The sequence below is a fragment of the Kosakonia sp. S42 genome (assembly GCF_016624785.1).
GTDB lineage: Bacteria > Pseudomonadota > Gammaproteobacteria > Enterobacterales > Enterobacteriaceae > Kosakonia > Kosakonia cowanii.
Genome location: NZ_JACVTW010000007.1, coordinates 162,378 through 179,187 on the forward strand (window position 1 = coordinate 162,378; position 16,810 = coordinate 179,187).

Genomic DNA, 16,810 nt, shown 5'->3' on the forward strand with positions numbered 1-16,810 from the left:
AGCACTCTCCCCAGGGCGGGGAGAGCATTTTTTACTACGCCGCATCGCCGTGCGACAGCGGTGCCAGCGCGGCGGGGATCTCGCTCTGCGCCTGCACCAGTGACTCTTTACTGATTTCGCGAATCGATTTCGCGCCGGTCAGCGTCATCGCCACGCGCATCTCTTTTTCAATCAGATCCAGCAGGTTAGCCACACCCTGTCGGCCATGTGTCGCCAGCGCATAGAGATAGGCGCGGCCAAGCAGCACGGTGTCGGCGCCGAGCGCAATCATCCGCACCACATCAAGGCCGTTACGAATCCCGCTATCCGCAAGAATGGCAATATCACCCTTCACCGCATCGGCAATCGCTGGCAGCGCGCGCGCCGAAGAGAGCACGCCATCCAGCTGGCGACCGCCGTGGTTAGAGACGACGATCCCATCTGCGCCAAAACGCACCGCGTCGCGGGCATCTTCCGGGTCGAGGATCCCTTTGATCACCATCGGGCCATCCCAGAATTCGCGGATCCACTCCAGGTCCTTCCACGAGATAGAGGGATCGAAGTTGTTCGCCAGCCAGCCAATATAATCCTCCAGCCCGGTTGGCTTCCCGAGGTACGCAGAGATATTGCCCAGGTCGTGAGGACGGCCATTGACGCCCACATCCCATGCCCATTGCGGATGCATCACCGACTGCCAGTAGCGGCGCAGCGCGGCGTTTGGCCCGCTCATCCCGGAGTGCGCATCGCGATAACGCGCGCCGGGCGTTGGCATATCGACGGTAAAGACCAGCGTGGAACAGCCCGCTGCCTTTGCCCGCTCCAGCGCGTTGCGCATAAAGCCGCGATCGCGCAGCACGTAAAGCTGGAACCACATCGGGCGCTTAATGGTTGGTGCCACCTCTTCAATCGGGCAGACGGAGACGGTCGACAGGGTGAAGGGGATGCCTTTGGCATCTGCTGCGCCTGCGGCCTGCACTTCGCCGCGCCGGGCATACATCCCGCACAGCCCGACCGGTGCCAGCGCCACCGGCATTGAGAGCTGCTCCTTGAACAGCGTGGTCTCAAGACTCAGGTCGGACATATTCTTCAGCACCCGCTGGCGGAGCGCGACCTGCGATAAATCCTCGACGTTGCGGCGCAGGGTATATTCGGCGTAGGCGCCACCGTCGATATAGTGAAACAGGAACGGCGGCAGAACGCGTTTTGCCGCGGCGCGATAGTCGCTGGCTGCGGAAATAATCATGCTTTTTTCTCCCTTAAATGAATCAGTTGCTCGTCGGGCAGGCGGGTAATGCGCGCCTGGCGGGCCCGGTCTTCGTCAAACTGGCGAATCGTGGTGTGGACGAATGCGAGGTGCGCCATCATCGCCTGACGCGCACCCTCCGCATCGCCCGCAAGAATGGCATTCATTACCGTGCGGTGTTGCTCCGTAAGCCGGGCGAAAACCGGCGGAACAAGGTACATGCGCTGGCGGCTCTGCTTGACCGAGGATTGCAGCAGGTCGAAGAAACCGCGCATGGTTTGCAGCAGCACCACATTGTGTGAGGCTTCGGCGATGGCCAGATGGAAACGCACATCCGCCTGCGAGGCGAGATCCGGGTCATCAGATTGCGAGGCCTCAAAGCAGAGCACGATTTTCTCTTTATCGGCGTCGGTCGCGCGCATCGCCGCATGCCAGGCGGTGCTGGCCTCGATGGCGTGGCGGGCTTCGAGAATATCAAAGCTGTAATCGGGGTCGTCATTGAGCAGCGTTTTCAGCGGCTGGACGATGTTCTGCTCCGACCAGGCCTCATGCTGCCAGCGCACAAAGGTTCCACCCCCGCGGCGGCTTAACAGCACGCCTTCGCTGACCAGCATTGCCAGCGCTTCGCGTAAGGAGTTGCGCGACACGCCAAGCTGCACGGCAAGCTGGCGCTCGGCGGGCAACTTCATGCCCGCTTCCAGCTGTTGTTCTGCAATTAACGCCCGTACGCGGTCAGCGACCTCGTCAGCCAGGCGTCTGGGTAATACGTTCATGGGATCATCCAGGTCAGCACATAAGCCTGCAAGGTGGTGATCACGCCGACCATACAGGTGAATATCAGGCTGTGTTTGACGGTAAAGCGGAAGAGATCGGACTCTTTGCCCACCAGCCCCACCGCCGCACAGGCGATAGCGATGGATTGCGGTGAGATCATCTTGCCGGTCACGCCGCCGGTGGTGTTAGCCGCTACCATCAGCACATCCGAGACGCCAATCTGCTGCGCAGCCGTGGCTTGCAGCGCGGCAAACAGCGCGTTTGATGAGGTGTCAGAGCCGGTTAAAAAGACCCCCAGCCAACCGAGGAACGGCGAGAAAAAGGTAAATGCGCTGCCGGTGTGCGCCAGCGCTAATGCCAGCGTCGACGACAGGCCCGAGTAGTTGGAGATAAAGGCGAAGGCCAGCACCATACCGATAGAGTAGATGGGCAGCGCCAGCTCTTTCAGCGTACCGGCAAAGGTGGTGATGGCATCCTTCGGTTTCATCTTCAGCCACACAATCGAGAGGATTGCCGCAAAGAGAATGGCGGTGCCGGTGGCAGAGAACCAATCGAACTTATAGACCGCCGCATACGGCGTGGCGGCGTTCACCACCGGCGGCATGCGCGCCACCAGCTTATCAAGGTGCGGCACGGAGATATTAAACACCCAGTCGTAAAGCGCGCCACCCGGCGCAAAGAGCGCTTTAAAGGGCGGAACACTCCACAGCGTCACGGTTGCGGTCAGGAACAGGAACGGCGACCAGGCTCGCAGGATCTGCCCGGCGCTGTATTTCGTGCGGGAGAGATCGAGATCGACCTGCGACGCGCCCATATCACCAAAGCGGAAAATGCGCACTGGCTTCCAGCGCTTGAGGAACAGCGTCAGGCAGACCAGCGACACCAGCGAGGAGATGATATCCGGCAGCTCCGGGCCGATAAAGTTAGAGCTGAGATACTGCGCAATGGCAAACGACCCCCCGGCAACCACTACCGCAGGCCAGGTCTCTTTCACCCCGCGCCAGCCATCCATAATCGCCATGATCCAGAAGAGCACAATAATGGTCAGGAAGGGGAGCTGGCGGCCCACCATCTGGCCGATTTCGAAGCTGTCCAGCCCGGTCACCTGGCCGGCAACCAGAATCGGAATCCCCATCGCACCGAAGGCCACCGGCGCGGTATTCACAATCAGGCACAGCCCGGCGGCATAGAGCGGGTTAAAGCCCAGCCCCACCAGCAGGGCGGCGGTGATCGCCACCGGCGCACCAAAGCCGGCGGCCCCTTCCAGAAACGCGCCAAACGAGAAGCCGACAATCAGCATCTGCAAACGCTGGTCTGGCGTAATGGAGAGAATCGACGAGCGAATAATGTCGAACTGGCCGGTTTTGACGGAGATCTTATAGACAAAGACGGCGGCGATAATGATCCACGCAATGGGCCACAGGCCATAGAAAAAGCCGTACACCACCGACGCCAGCGCGCGATCCACCGGCATTTTGTAGAACAGCAGCGCAACGGCAAGGGCGATGGCGACGGTCCAGCTTGCGGCAACGTAGCCTTTCAGCTTCAGTTTTATCAGCGCGAAAAAGAAGAACAGGATCGGAAGCGATGCGATGAGGCTGGAAAGCCAGAGATTACCAGCCGGGTCATAGTTCTGTTGCCAGAGCGTCATGCAGGTCTCCTGAGAACCACGGCAAAACCGCGAGCGATAAGTCTCTGCTTAGCTCTGTCTCACAGGTTTTGTAAAAGTGGTCCTGCCAATGGGGTTGTGTAGGATTTGTGATAACGAATGGTTATCCAAATGTTGCGGCGTGGCAATCAGGCTGTGAAGGCATTTAGTGGAACTGTGAAGCGCGGAGAAAAAGCGGGTGGAATTGGTAGGGCCAATTAAGGCCGCCCGCGCGCTCAAGGGAGGCGGGGCGGAGAGAAGCTATCAGAACTCGGTGTTGGCGAAACCGGTCATCGCGTCGAGGCCCATTTCACGGCCCAGCGCCGTCATCGGGTGAACCACGACAATCCCGCGCACGCTTTTTTTCAACTTGCCGAGATCGGCCTGCTCTTTCTTGGTAATCGGGCGGCTGTAGCGCATTTGCGTCAGCTTCTGCGCCTCTTTACTCAGCTTCTGGCTGTACTGGTCGCGCAGACGGGCGATTTCGGTTTCCAGCGTGGTCTTCTCTTTTTCCAGTTCGGCGTACTTCTCAGCCGCATCAACCAGAGAGAGCTCCGCCTGCTGGTGGCGGATCGCGTCGAGACGGTCGCTCAGACGTTTAATTTCGTTTTTTTCGACTTCTTTCATGATAGGCATTTTCTTCAGGAACAAAGTGCAAGGATACAACACTTCAGGAGGGGATTACTTCTGGAATGCTTTTTTTAAGCTGATCCGTGAGATCAGCTCGGTCAGCGAAAGCACCATGGTGGAGCGCACCACCTGCTGATAACGCTGTTTTTGCATGGCGAAAAAATCTGCATCGCTGGTATCGAACACAGGCTGAGGCGGCAGGGCGGCGACGCAGTGCAGCTCGCCAAACGGCCCGAGGATCTCATCATCGGTGAAGGCGTACTCGGTGCCATCATGGTTCAGCTCTTCGCGCAGCGCCATCAGCAGCTCGGCATCTTCATACTCGGCCCGCGAGATAACCCCGAGGCCGTAAATCAGCTTTAAACGCACAGACAAATTGCCCAGCGGACCGTCGCCGTCCAGCAGCGGCTCGACGGCATATTTCACCGCGTAGTCATCTTTGCGAAACACCTGCAGCACGAGGATATTGATCGCTTCGTTGAGCAACTCAACGGCGGCAATCAAAAAACTGCGCACGGTTTTTCCCGCATTCAGACGCTCGAGTACACGGTTTTCGAAAGCCTGGGTGTGTTCCATTATTGCCTGCATATCTGACAACTTCGTTAGCTGGCGCGGGATCTCCCGCGCCAATATCGGCATCATGCCTGGGATTGATAAGCGTTGACGGCTTCCTGTACCACCGGGCTGTCGGCGTCGAGACCGGAAACCTGTGCCAGTGCCGCCTGCGGGCCTTTCTCAGCAATAAGCTGAGCCAGCTCCTGCGCCTGCGGATCCTCTTCGCTGCGATAGTGCATTGCGGCGGCGATCCCTTGCACCAGGTTGGCGTGCGGCAGGTTGTACTCCAGCGTGCCGAGCAGCGGTTTAATCAGACGGTCACCCGCGCTCAGTTTACGCAGCGGTTGACGCCCTACGCGTTCAACATCGTCTTTCAGATAGGGGTTCTCAAAACGACCCAGGATTTTCTGAATATAGGCTGCGTGTTTGTCAGCATCGAAGCCATAACGCTTGATCAGCACCGCGCCGCTCTCTTCCATCGCGCCTTTCACTACGGCACGAATTTTCTCATCAAGGATCGCGTCGCGAATGGTTTGATGGCCGGTCTGTTTTCCAAGGTAGGCGGTTATAGCATGCCCGGTATTCAGCGTGAAGAGCTTACGCTCAACAAAGGCCATCAAATTGTCGGTCAGCTCCATTCCCGGAATAGTCGGCAGCGCGCCCTTAAACTGGGTTTTATCGACAATCCACTCGCTGAAGGTCTCAACCGTCACTTCCAGCGGATCGTTGTTGGCAGAGGCGGAAGGCGGGACAATGCGGTCGACGGCAGAGTCGACGAAGCCGACATGCGCCTCAACCCAGGCTTTATCCTCCTCCGCCAGCTGGGCGAAAACGTGCCCTTTCAACTGGCTGGTGCCGCGCACCATATTTTCACAGGCGATAATGTTCAGCGGCGTATCGATGCCCTGCGCCTTACGTTTTACCAGCCCTTTGGCAACCGCCGGGGCGATACGCTCCAGCACGACCGGGCCAACAGCGGTAGTAACTAAATCCACCTGCGCAATCAGATCGACAACTTCATCGCCGATGCTGCTCACCGCATTGACGCCAGAGACGGTATCCACCTGCTCTTGTTCACCGACTACGTGAACCTGATAGCTATGACGGGCGTTGAGGGCGTCCAGAACCACCTGATTAACATCGGCGAACGTCAGTTCAATCCCCGCGTCGGCCAACAGCTTGCCGATAAAGCCACGTCCGATATTACCTGCGCCAAAATGTAATGCTTTCATAGAATGACCCTTTATCAATGTTTTTACCCGAGAGGGCTGGGGTGAGGAATGTCAGCGGGTTCTCCTCACCCAAGCCCTCTCCCCCGAAGAGGAGAGAACGTGGAGCGGATTACTGGTTCAGTAATGCCAGCACTTCCTCAACGCTTGTGGTGTGCGAGAGACGTTCGACAATCGTCTCATCATCCAGCGCGTTAGTCAGGCTGGTAATGACCTGAATGTGTTCGTTATTGCGCGCGGCAATACCGATCACCAGATGCGCAATCTCATCCTCTTCTTCACCGAAGCGCACGCCCTGCGGATACTGGCAGAAGACCACGCCGGTTTTCAGGACGCGATCTTTCGCTTCCACCGTGCCGTGCGGAACCGCAATAGACTGGCCCAGATAGGTTGGCGTCAGTTTTTCACGTTCCAGCATCGCGTCAATATATTCTGGCTGTACATAGCCGCCTTTAACCAGTTGCTCACCGGCAAAGCGGATCGCCTCTTCTTTCTGCGTGGCGCTACAGCCGAGGAAGATATTCTCCGCGCCCAGCTTAAACAGATGGGTGTTGGAAGTATCAAAGCTGTCCTGCAGGCTGCTGTTAACCTTCGCTTCGTTAGTCGTGTGGCGTTGGGCAGCCACCAGACGCTCGGTCAGGCCGGTGTAAAGGCCGCTGTCGAGGAAGTTGGTCAGCGAGATATGCTGCGCTTGCGGTGCCTGGCGCATGGCGCGCTCGGTCAGGTCGCGGTGCGTAATCACCAGATCAACATCGGACGGCAGGCTGTTAATCGCACTGTTGGTAACAGAGATGTTGGTCAGACCCGCATCCTGCACTTTCTTACGCAGCACACCTGCGCCCATGGCGCTGGAGCCCATCCCGGCATCACATGCGACGATGATTTTGCGCACGTGGCTCAGATCGTTAGTGACATCTTTTGTGCCCTGCGCAGCTGCAGCGCCTTTGGATTCGGCTTTCATATCGTGCATACGGCGGGTTGCCGCTTCGATATCGTCCTCGTCCTCTTTCACTTTGCTGGTTTTCAGCAGGATTGCCGCGATAACGAAGGAGACAATCATGGCTGCGAAAATCGCCGCGAGGTTAGCGAAGTAAGCGCCTTTTGGCGTCATCGCCAGTACCGCGAGGATAGAGCCCGGAGAAGCCGGAGAGACCAGGCCGCCGTTCAGCACGCTCAGGGTAAAGACGCCGGTCATACCGCCGAGGATCACCGCAATCAGCAGACGCGGGTTCATCAGCACGTACGGGAAGTAAATCTCATGGATCCCGCCGAGGAAGTGGATAATCGCCGCGCCGCCCGCAGACTGCTTCGCGCTACCGCGACCGAAGAACATATACGCCAGCAGGATACCCATACCCGGGCCCGGGTTCGCTTCAATCAGGAAGAAAATGGACTTGCCGATCTCATGGGACTGCTGAATACCCAGCGGCGAGAAGATACCGTGGTTGATGGCGTTGTTAAGGAAGAGGATTTTCGCCGGCTCAACGAAGATAGAGGCCAGCGGCAGCATGTCGTGAACCACCATAAAGTTCACGCCTGCGGCGAGCGCTTTCGAGAGCACTTCCACCGCCGGGCCAATCGCCAGGAACGCCAGAATGGCGAGGATCATCCCGATGATGCCAGCGGAGAAGTTGTTCACCAGCATTTCGAAACCGGACTTGATCTTACCGTCGACGGCCGCGTCAAATTTCTTGATGCAGTAGCCGCCCAGCGGGCCTGCAATCATCGCGCCGAGGAACATCGGCATATCCGCGCCCACGATCACGCCCATGGTGGTGATAGCACCGACCACGCCGCCGCGATCGCCGCCTACCAGACGACCACCGGTAAAGCCGATCAGCAGTGGCAGCAGATAGGTAATCATCGGGCCGACGAGTTTCGCCAGCGTCTCGTTAGGTAACCATCCTGTCGGAATAAACAGGGCGGTGATAATCCCCCACGCGATAAAGGCGCCGATATTCGGCATCACCATATTGCTCAGGAAACGACCAAAGCTTTGCACCTTGATCTTGATATCGGATGACATAAAACACCCCTTCTTATGTTTGCTAGCGCACAGGCCGGAAGCCCGAGGTTTATTGTTAATGTGGCGGCAGAGGTAGCCGGACCTGAATTGTCTGTGATGCGGAATCTGGCACCGAATCGTTAGCCTGTCCAGATGACACACTTTTATGTGATCTTGATCACGCTGGTGTTGGGGGTTATCCACCATTCATAGTGACTTACGTCACAAAAAATGAGTGTAAAAAAAGAACAGTGCGCAGAATTTACCCGGCATTGGCGAATAAATGTGATTCAAATCACATTTATTTGTCGGAAGTTTGTTAGTTATTTGTGACGTAAATCACAAGATATTTTCCTCGGAAAATTCCGAACGTGATCGACCGCAAAGTGCGCCTTTTCGAAAGACCAACGATGTAACTCCCTTTCACCCATCAGCCGGTATTTATGCTGGGGTAAGAAATTGACAGCGTGATGAACGCAACGCGCGCTTTCTACGCTTTAAGAGAAGCTCTTTTTTTCTGAATGAGATTCCTGGTTTTAGCCCCTTGCCGTTCCAGCCTGGGTGAAAAGGACTATTTTGTTATCTAAGGCAATGTAAGGAGGTTCGCTGTACAACCCCGGCACGTGACGTACACTCTTTTTTATCCCTGCGGCAAATTTCAAAAGGACACGGCAATGAAACTGATCGGCAGCTATACCAGCCCGTTTGTACGCAAAATCTCCGTCATACTGCTGGAAAAAGGCATCACCTTCGAATTTATCAACGAGCAGCCCTACAACGCCGACAGCGGCGTCGGTCACTACAATCCGCTCGGCAAAGTGCCGGCGCTGGTCACCGATGAGGGAGAGGTGTGGTACGACTCGCCGATCATTGCGCAATACATTGACCTGCTGGGCGCCGAGCCGCCGATGCTGCCGGACGATGCTAAAGCGGCGCTGAAAATCCGCCAGCTGGAAGCGCTGGCCGACGGCATTATGGACGCTGCGCTGGTCTCGGTGCGTGAATTAGCCCGCCCGGTAGAGCAGCAGTCGCAGGCGGAACTGCTGCGCCAGCGGGAAAAAGTCTCACGCGGGCTGGATGCGCTGGAAAAGTGCCTGCAAGAGGGCGAACTCGATGTCGACACGCTCAACCTGGCCACCATCGCCATTGCCTGTGCCATCAGCTACCTCAACTTCCGCCGCGTCTCGCCGGGCTGGAACGTCGATCGCCCGCTGCTGGTGAAGCTGGTGGAAAATCTCTTCCAGCGTGAAAGCTTTGCCCGCACGGAACCGCCCAAGGCGTGATCCGTGTTATGCCCGCCTGAGAAAATCGCTGTACAATCCCTCTCACGTCAACACCCCTGACGGGAGGGGTAACTCCACAGCCGGGCCTTTTCATGACAACTCTTTACAGCCAGATTCCCTCGACCGATCGCCTGTTACGTGATGAGGCGTTCGCGTCGCTGTTAACCACGTATGGCCATAGCCGCGTTACGCAAACCCTGCGTCAGTTGCAGGATGAGGCGCGCGCAGCGATCCGCGACGCCCAGCGCTTGCCTGCATGGTGTGAAAACTGGGCGCAGGCCGCCTTACAGCGCCTGGAGCAGGAGAACAGCCACGCGCTGCGGTCGGTGTTTAACCTTAGCGGCACGGTGCTGCACACCAACCTCGGGCGCGCGGTGCAGTCGCAGGCCGCCATTGATGCGGTGACCACGGCGATGGGCTCGGCGGTAACGCTGGAGTACGATCTTGACGGTGCCGGGCGCGGTCATCGCGATCGCGCCATTGCGGCGCTGCTCTGCCAGTTAACGGGCGCGGAAGATGCCTGCATCGTTAACAACAATGCCGCAGCGGTGCTGCTGATGCTGGCGGCAACGTCAGCCGGCGGTGAAGTGGTGGTATCGCGCGGCGAGCTGGTGGAGATTGGCGGCGCGTTTCGTATTCCCGATGTGATGCGCCAGGCGGGCTGCATTCTGCATGAGGTGGGCACCACCAACCGCACCCACGCCAAAGATTACCGCCAGGCGATCAATGCCAATACCGCGTCGTTGATGAAAGTTCATACCAGCAACTACCACATTGCAGGCTTTACCAAAGCAGTAGAGGAAGCCGAGCTGGTTGAACTGGCGCAGGAAGCCGGGCTGCCAGTGATTGTCGATCTTGGCAGCGGCTCGCTGGTCGATTTAAGCCTCTACGGTTTACCGAAAGAGCCGATGCCGCAGGCGCTGATTGCCGCGGGCGTCAGCCTGGTGAGCTTCTCTGGCGATAAGCTGCTCGGCGGGCCGCAGGCAGGGATTATCGTCGGTAAAAAGGCATTGATTGAGCAGCTTCAGCACCACCCGCTAAAACGCGCGCTGCGGGCGGATAAAATGACCCTCGCGGCGCTGGAAGCGACGTTGCGGCTCTATCTGCACCCGGAAAAACTGACGCAAAATCTGCCGACGCTGCGCTATCTCACCCGCCCACAGGCGGAGATCCGCGACCAGGCCCAGCGCTTATGCGACGCGCTTACCGCCCGCTACAGCGAGTTTGCGCTGCGCGTCGAGCCCTGTCTGTCGCAAATTGGCAGCGGATCGCTGCCCGTCGAGCGGCTGCCGGGCGCGGCGCTAACCTTTACCCCGCTTGACGGCAGCGGCCGTCGGCTGGAAGCGCTGGCAAGCGAGTGGCGCGTGCTGCCGCAGCCGGTGATTGGCCGTATCTATGAGGGCCGTCTGTGGCTCGATTGCCGCTGTCTTGATGATGAATCCCGCTTGCTGGAGATATTGCTGAAATGATTATTGCCACTGCCGGGCATGTCGACCACGGCAAAACCACCCTGATCGAAGCCATTACCGGCGTCAACGCCGACCGCCTGCCGGAAGAGAAGCGGCGCGGCATGACCATCGATCTGGGCTACGCCTACTGGCCGCAGCCGGATGGCCGCGTGCCGGGCTTTATTGATGTGCCGGGGCATGAAAAATTCCTCAGTAATATGCTGGCGGGCGTTGGCGGTATCGATCACGCCCTGCTGGTGGTGGCCTGCGACGATGGCGTGATGGCGCAGACCCGTGAACACCTGGCGATTTTGCAACTGACCGGCAACCCGGCGCTGACCGTCGCGCTCACTAAAGCCGATCGCGTCGATGACACGCGCATCGCCGAGGTGCGCGAAGAGGTGGAGCAGACCTTACGGGAGTTTGGCTACCCGCAGGCGACGCTGTTTGTCACCGCTGCCGCCGAGATGCGCGGTATTGATGCGCTGCGCGCGCACCTGTTGCAGCTGCCGGAGCGGGCGCACCCGGAGCATCAGCGCTTCCGGCTGGCGCTGGATCGCGCCTTTACGGTGAAGGGAGCAGGGCTGGTGGTTACCGGCACGGCGCTCTCCGGTGATGTGCGTATCGGCGATACGCTGTGGCTCACCGGCGTTAATAAGCCGATGCGCGTGCGCGGTCTGCATGCGCAGAATCAACCCGTTGAACATGCTCACGCCGGGCAGCGCATTGCACTAAATATTGCCGGTGATGCAGAAAAAGAGGCGCTCAGCCGCGGCGACTGGCTGTTGTCGCAACAGCCGCCTGCGCCAACGGAGCGGGCGATCGTTGCCCTCCATAGCCATACGCCGCTCACCCAGTGGCAGCCGCTGCATATCCATCACGCTGCAAGCCATGTCACCGGGCGCGTGTCGCTGCTGGAGGATGGCTTAGCCGAGCTGGTGCTGGATACGCCGCTGTGGCTGGCAGATAACGACCGGCTGGTGCTGCGCGATATCTCCGCGCGCACTACGCTTGCGGGCGCTCGCGTGGTGACGCTGAACTCGCCGCGGCGCGGCAAACGCAAAGCGGACTATCTGACGTGGATCGCCGACCTTGCGCGTGCTGAAGATGATGCGCAGGCGCTCAGCGCGCACCTGTCGCGCGGCGCGGTGGATCTCATCGCCTTTGGCTGGGCGCGTCAGCTCAGCACCAGCGGCCTGAATCTGCTGCTGGAAAATCCCTGTTTTATCCGTGCCGGTAATAACCTGCTCGATGCGCCGATAGCCGCCCGCTGGCAGCGCAAGCTGCTGGAGACGCTGGCAACCTACCATCAGCAACATCATGACGAACCCGGCCCCGGCCGCGAGCGTTTGCGCCGCATGGCGCTGCCGATGGAGGATGAAGCGCTGGTCTTAACGCTGATTGAGCGTATGCGCGAGAGCGGCGATATCCAGAGCCATCACGGCTGGCTGCATCTGCCGGAGCATAAAGCCGGTTTTAACGATGAGCAGGCGCAGCTGTGGCAGAAAGCCGCGCCGCTCTTCGGTGATGAGCCCTGGTGGGTGCGTGATTTAGCGCGCGAAACGGGGGTTGATGAGCAGGTGATGCGCGGCGTATTGCGCCAGGCGGCGCAGCAGGGGCTGATCACCGCCATCGTCAAAGATCGCTACTACCGCAACGATCGCATTGTCACCTTCGCCAGCATGATCCGCGATCTCGATCAGGGGCGCGGCTCCACCAGCGCGGCGGATTTTCGCGACCAGCTCAATGTCGGGCGCAAGTTGGCGATTCAGATCCTCGAGTACTTCGATCGCATTGGATTTACCCGCCGCCGTGGCAACGACCATATTCTGCGCGACAAGGCGCTCTTTATTAACGAAAAGGGGTAAGGCACTTCGCTTGGGGAGAAATGTGCCGATCTACCGGGTGCGATCAAAGCGCGCAGGCGGTTTTTTCTGGCACTCTCGCTCTTTTCAGCCTCAGGCGGGAGGACGCGTGAACCGATTTATCATCGCCGATGCGGCAAAATGCATCGGCTGCCGCACCTGCGAAGTGGCCTGCGCGGTATCACACCAGCAGGATCAGGATTGCTCGGGCCTTAACCCCGCCCGTTTCTCTTCACGCATTCGCGTGGTCAAAACCGGCGACTTCTCCACGGCAGTTACCTGCCATCACTGTGAAGAGGCGCCCTGTGCCAGAGCCTGCCCGGTCGGTGCCATTTACCGAGCGCAAGGTGCAGTGCTGGTGGAGCAGTCGCGCTGTATCGGCTGCAAAAGCTGCATGATCGCCTGCCCGTTTGGCGCGATGGAGGTAACTTCAGCGCCGTTACAGGCGCTGAAGTGCGATTTCTGTCAGCACCGCGATGGCGGGCCTGCCTGCGTTGAGGCCTGCCCGACGAGTGCGCTGAGTTGTGTCGATCCGGCGCGGTTACGCGAAGCGCGGCTAAAAAGCCTGCCCGCGTAAACCGCTGTCAGGCGCTGTGCTCCTGCCAGGCGCGCTCCACCTCTTCGGCGAGGATTTTAACGCCCGCTTCGATAAGCTCTGGCTCCGGCACATAGTTCATGCGCATGCATTGATGGGTGTGCGGCCACGGCTTATCGAGGCCGGGGAAGAAGTAATCGCCCGGCACCATCAACACGCCGCGTTTTTTCAGGCGCTGGTACAAAAGCTCAGTGCTGATCGGCAGATCTTTAAACCACAGCCAGAGGAAAATCGCCCCTTCCGGTTTGTGGATCAGGCAGCGCTCCGGCGGCAGATAACGGCGCAGCGTGGCGATGGTCTCCTGCACGCGCTGGTAGTAAAACGGCTTAATCACCTCATTTGAGAGGCGCAGCAGATCTTTGCGCTTAATCATCTCGCACATCATCGCCGGACCAATGCCGCCCGGTGAGAGGCTGATAATGCCGTTCATATTGCGAATGGCAGAGATCACTTTGTCATTGGCGATAATGATGCCGCAGCGGCTGCCCGGCAGGCCCAGCTTCGACAGGCTCATGCAGAGAATGATATTCGGGTTCCACAGCGGGCGCGCTTCGCTGAAGATAATGCCGGGGAAGGGGACGCCGTAGGCGTTATCAATCACCAGCGGGATATTGTGCTGATTGGCCAGCACGTCCAGCTTCATTAACTCCTCATCGGTGATGACGTTGCCGGTCGGGTTGGTCGGGCGCGAAACGCAGATCATCCCCGTCTCTTCACCGATATGCAGGTGCTCGAAATCGACGTGGTACTTAAACTGCCCTTCCGGCAGCAGCTCAATATTGGGTCGCGTGGAGACGAAGAGATCCTCTTCCAGCCCGGCGTCGGCGTAGCCGATATACTCGGGCGCCAGCGGGAAGAGTACTTTGCGCGTGCTGCCGTCGGCGCGGCGGCCGGCAAAGAGGTTAAACAAGTAGAAAAATGCGCTCTGGCTGCCGTTTGTCAGTGCAATGTTCTGCGGTTCAATATCCCAACCTAACTCTTCACGCAGCATCGCGGCCAGCGCCGTCAGAAGCTCGGTTTTACCCTGCGGACCATCGTAATTACACAGGGCATCCGTGGCGCTGCCGCTCTCCAGCATCTGTGAAAGCAGCTGCTGGAAGTAGTCGGTCATCGCCGGGATTTTTGCCGGGTTGCCACCGCCGAGCATGATAGCGCCTGGGGTGCGTAAACCGTCGTTAAGATCCTCCATCAGACGCGTAATGCCTGAATGTCGGGTAAATTTGTCGCCGAAAAGTGAAAATGTCATCGCTACTGCTCTGTCGGGCTGCGGGTGAAAGTGGCTAACCATAACGCTCTCACCCGCGAGGTGCAAATCTCCCTTCGTCGCAGTTTATCGACGTTTGCTCTTAACAAGTGTGCTTTATCAGCACAATCTTCTGATATTAATTCTGCTGCGCCCGCCCGGCCCAGACGACCATCACTCTATCCTCGCCCTGGGTGCGCACAAAGCCGTAACCCTGCGGCAACGTAAGCGATGTTTGCTTGCCGCTACCCAGCGCCGGATGGCGGGCGCGAAACTGCCCGAGCGTCTGCCAGTGGCGCAGGCTGGCGGCGGCTTTACCATCAAGATCCTGCCAGTTCATCTGCGATCGCGTCCCCTGTAGCGGATCCGAACCTGTCGGGCCAAAGGGACGATCGGTTTCGTCGCCGTAGAAGATCTGCACCGCACCGGGGGCGAGCAGCAGCAGCTCTGCTGACTGCGTACCGCCTTCGCGGAACAGGCGGGTATCGTGCGAAGAGAGGTAGCTCAGTACATTAAAGCTTTGCAGCTTCTCCGCCATCTCTTGCCAGACGCTGTCCATATTCGCCAGGCAGCTGGCGGCATCTGCGGCCTGCTGCTGGTAGTCGAAGTTGATCATCGCATCGAAACCGTGCTGATAGTAAGCGCTCTCCATCACGCCGTGCCCCCAGGATTCACCGGTCATCCAGAAGGGCGCATCGTCGATTTTCTTCTGCGGATTGGCCTGTTTCCACTCTGCCAGCGCCGCCGTTGCCTGGGTTTTCAACTGCTGCCAGGCCTCCAGCTCCACGTGTTTGGCGGTATCAACGCGGAAACCATCAATGCCGTAGTCGCGCACCCACTGGCTCAGCCAGTGGGTCAAATAGTCGCGCGGCGTGTAACCGGCAATCTCGCGCGCGGCGGTGTCCGGTTTATGGCGATAAAAGAGCGGCAGCCCGGAAGCCTCTTTCGATTCGGTTTTCAGATCCGGCAGGAAGGCCAGCGACATCGTCAAATCGTCGAAACCGGGGTTGTCGTAATCGCCAATATCGGTGCGGATCCACTTTTTGCCCCACCAGTTTTGCCAGGCGGTTTTATCGCTGAAGTTAATGTAATCATTGAAGCTGTGCCAGGTTTGCCCGGCGTCAGGTTTCCAGTCGGTCCAGTGCTCGCCGAGGATTTTTTTGCGCTCCTCCTCTTTCAGGTAGAGCGCGCCGAACTGGTAGGTCTGCATATCCGCAAGCGTTGCATAACCGGCGTGGTTCATCACCACATCAAACAGCACTCGGATGCCGCGGCGGTGCGCTTCATCAACCAGCGTGCGCAGATCGTTTTCATCGCCCATATTGGCGTCGAGGCGCGTCCAGTCGAGCGTGTAGTAACCGTGGTAGGCGTAGTGGGGGAAATCCCCTTTGGTGCCGCCGCCAACCCAGCCGTGGATCTGCTCCAGTGGCGAGCTGATCCACAGGGCGTTTACGCCGAGTTTTTGCAAATAGTCGAGCTTGCTGGTCAGCCCCTTCAGGTCGCCGCCGTGAAAGGTGCCGATCTCCTGCATGCCATCTTTGTGCCGCCCGTAGCTGTTGTCATTGGTGGGATCGCCGTTGACATAGCGGTCGGTCAGCACGAAGTAGACCGTGGCGTTATGCCACTGAAATGGTGCCGCACCGCGCGTCTGCGCAGGCTCAAGCAGCAGCAGGCCGTTGCTCTCTTTCGCCGGGAGCAGCGTGATTTTGCCCTCGCGCACCGTTGCGGTTTGCTGGCTGTAGAAATCCCGCACTTCGCTGCCTTCCGGGAAGGTGTCGCCAACCGGAATGGTCAACGGTTTATCGCTGCGCACCGGGCACTGGCGCGCCACCACCGCTTGCTTCTCTGCCGGGGCTTTCACGCTGATTAACAGCGTCGGCGTGCCGGAGCGGGTATCAAGCTGGAGCTGATAATCGCCGTCGCGGAAGATACGCCACTGCGGCGCGCTGGCGCTGCACGGCACCAGCGACAGCATCTGATTGAGCTTGATGGCACCGGCAGGCTGCCAGCACGCATCGCCTTGCTGCACGGTAACGGGTATCTCACCCTTTTTCAGCGTTGCCTGGCTGCGCCAGACGCCGGTGCCGTCGTCGGTCAACGCGGGAAAACCGGCAGCCGTCCAGTCGGCGCAGGCGACGCCGGGCAGTAACAGCAGAAGTAAGGCAGCGTGTTTCATCAATAAGCCCCGTGATAGCGATTTTCCCTAGTGTGCCCGTCTGCTGGCACGGGTAACTCCTCCCCATCGCCGGTTCGCCAGGGAGGAGGGAGAGGGTTGAGAAAATGCGTAAAACGTGCGTTTTTCGAAATTGCGAT

The 16,810-nt window shown here is 58.8% G+C and carries 13 protein-coding genes; 4 read left to right on the plus strand and 9 right to left on the minus strand.

The genetic code is table 11. The annotated features are described in order from the left end of the window. Positions 1-34 precede the first annotated feature (34 nt). The 7 genes from lldD to IAE50_RS11585 all read right to left on the minus strand — a co-directional run bounded on the left by lldD (position 35) and on the right by IAE50_RS11585 (position 8,084). A complete protein-coding gene (lldD, locus tag IAE50_RS11555; protein ID WP_076769328.1) occupies positions 35-1,222 on the minus strand; it encodes an FMN-dependent L-lactate dehydrogenase LldD in 1,188 nt (395 codons plus the stop codon). Then, complete coding sequence (gene lldR / locus IAE50_RS11560; RefSeq protein WP_200580306.1) at positions 1,219-1,995, minus strand: transcriptional regulator LldR; 777 nt, start codon at positions 1,993-1,995, stop codon at positions 1,219-1,221. Before lldR ends, lldD begins: the two co-directional genes overlap by 4 nt. Next, positions 1,992-3,647, minus strand: coding sequence for an L-lactate permease (lldP, locus tag IAE50_RS11565; RefSeq protein ID WP_042718661.1), 1,656 nt, complete (start codon positions 3,645-3,647; stop codon positions 1,992-1,994). The genes lldR and lldP overlap by 4 nt, the downstream gene beginning before the upstream one ends. A gap of 261 nt (positions 3,648-3,908) precedes the next feature. Continuing rightward, the gene (locus IAE50_RS11570) at positions 3,909-4,271 is read right to left on the minus strand and encodes a YibL family ribosome-associated protein (RefSeq protein WP_042718723.1); all 363 of its coding nucleotides are present in this window, start codon (positions 4,269-4,271) and stop codon (positions 3,909-3,911) included. A gap of 54 nt (positions 4,272-4,325) precedes the next feature. Then, a complete protein-coding gene (gene mtlR / locus IAE50_RS11575; RefSeq protein ID WP_076770295.1) occupies positions 4,326-4,913 on the minus strand; it encodes a mannitol operon repressor MtlR in 588 nt (195 codons plus the stop codon). Next, entirely contained in the window at positions 4,913-6,076 is a 1,164-nt protein-coding gene (gene mtlD / locus IAE50_RS11580) for a mannitol-1-phosphate 5-dehydrogenase (protein ID WP_083699459.1), read from the minus strand. Before mtlD ends, mtlR begins: the two co-directional genes overlap by 1 nt. Positions 6,077-6,170: 94 nt before the next feature. Then, a complete protein-coding gene (locus IAE50_RS11585; protein WP_042718655.1) occupies positions 6,171-8,084 on the minus strand; it encodes a PTS mannitol transporter subunit IICBA in 1,914 nt (637 codons plus the stop codon). A gap of 653 nt (positions 8,085-8,737) precedes the next feature. Between IAE50_RS11585 and IAE50_RS11590 the strand changes: the two genes are divergently transcribed. The 4 genes from IAE50_RS11590 (at position 8,738) to IAE50_RS11605 (ending at position 13,236) form a co-directional block, all read left to right on the plus strand. Then, positions 8,738-9,346, plus strand: coding sequence for a glutathione S-transferase (locus tag IAE50_RS11590; RefSeq protein WP_042718654.1), 609 nt, complete (start codon positions 8,738-8,740; stop codon positions 9,344-9,346). Positions 9,347-9,438: 92 nt separating this feature from the next. Next, entirely contained in the window at positions 9,439-10,815 is a 1,377-nt protein-coding gene (gene selA, locus IAE50_RS11595; RefSeq protein WP_200580307.1) for an L-seryl-tRNA(Sec) selenium transferase, read from the plus strand. Next, entirely contained in the window at positions 10,812-12,662 is a 1,851-nt protein-coding gene (gene selB / locus IAE50_RS11600; RefSeq protein WP_200580308.1) for a selenocysteine-specific translation elongation factor, read from the plus strand. Before selA ends, selB begins: the two co-directional genes overlap by 4 nt. A 106-nt stretch (positions 12,663-12,768) precedes the next feature. Further along, positions 12,769-13,236 (plus strand): 4Fe-4S dicluster domain-containing protein, encoded by a 468-nt coding sequence (locus IAE50_RS11605; RefSeq protein WP_200134899.1) that lies wholly within the window; start codon positions 12,769-12,771, stop codon positions 13,234-13,236. A 7-nt stretch (positions 13,237-13,243) separates the two neighbouring features. Here IAE50_RS11605 and avtA read toward each other — a convergent pair whose 3' ends face one another. Together avtA and IAE50_RS11615 are read right to left on the minus strand one after the other, a co-directional pair. Beyond that, positions 13,244-14,500, minus strand: a complete 1,257-nt coding sequence (gene avtA, locus IAE50_RS11610) for a valine--pyruvate transaminase (RefSeq protein ID WP_187291293.1) — start codon at positions 14,498-14,500, stop codon at positions 13,244-13,246. A 136-nt stretch (positions 14,501-14,636) separates the two neighbouring features. Next, positions 14,637-16,673 (minus strand): alpha-amylase, encoded by a 2,037-nt coding sequence (locus IAE50_RS11615; RefSeq protein ID WP_200580309.1) that lies wholly within the window; start codon positions 16,671-16,673, stop codon positions 14,637-14,639. Between the last annotated feature and the right edge of the window lie 137 nt (positions 16,674-16,810).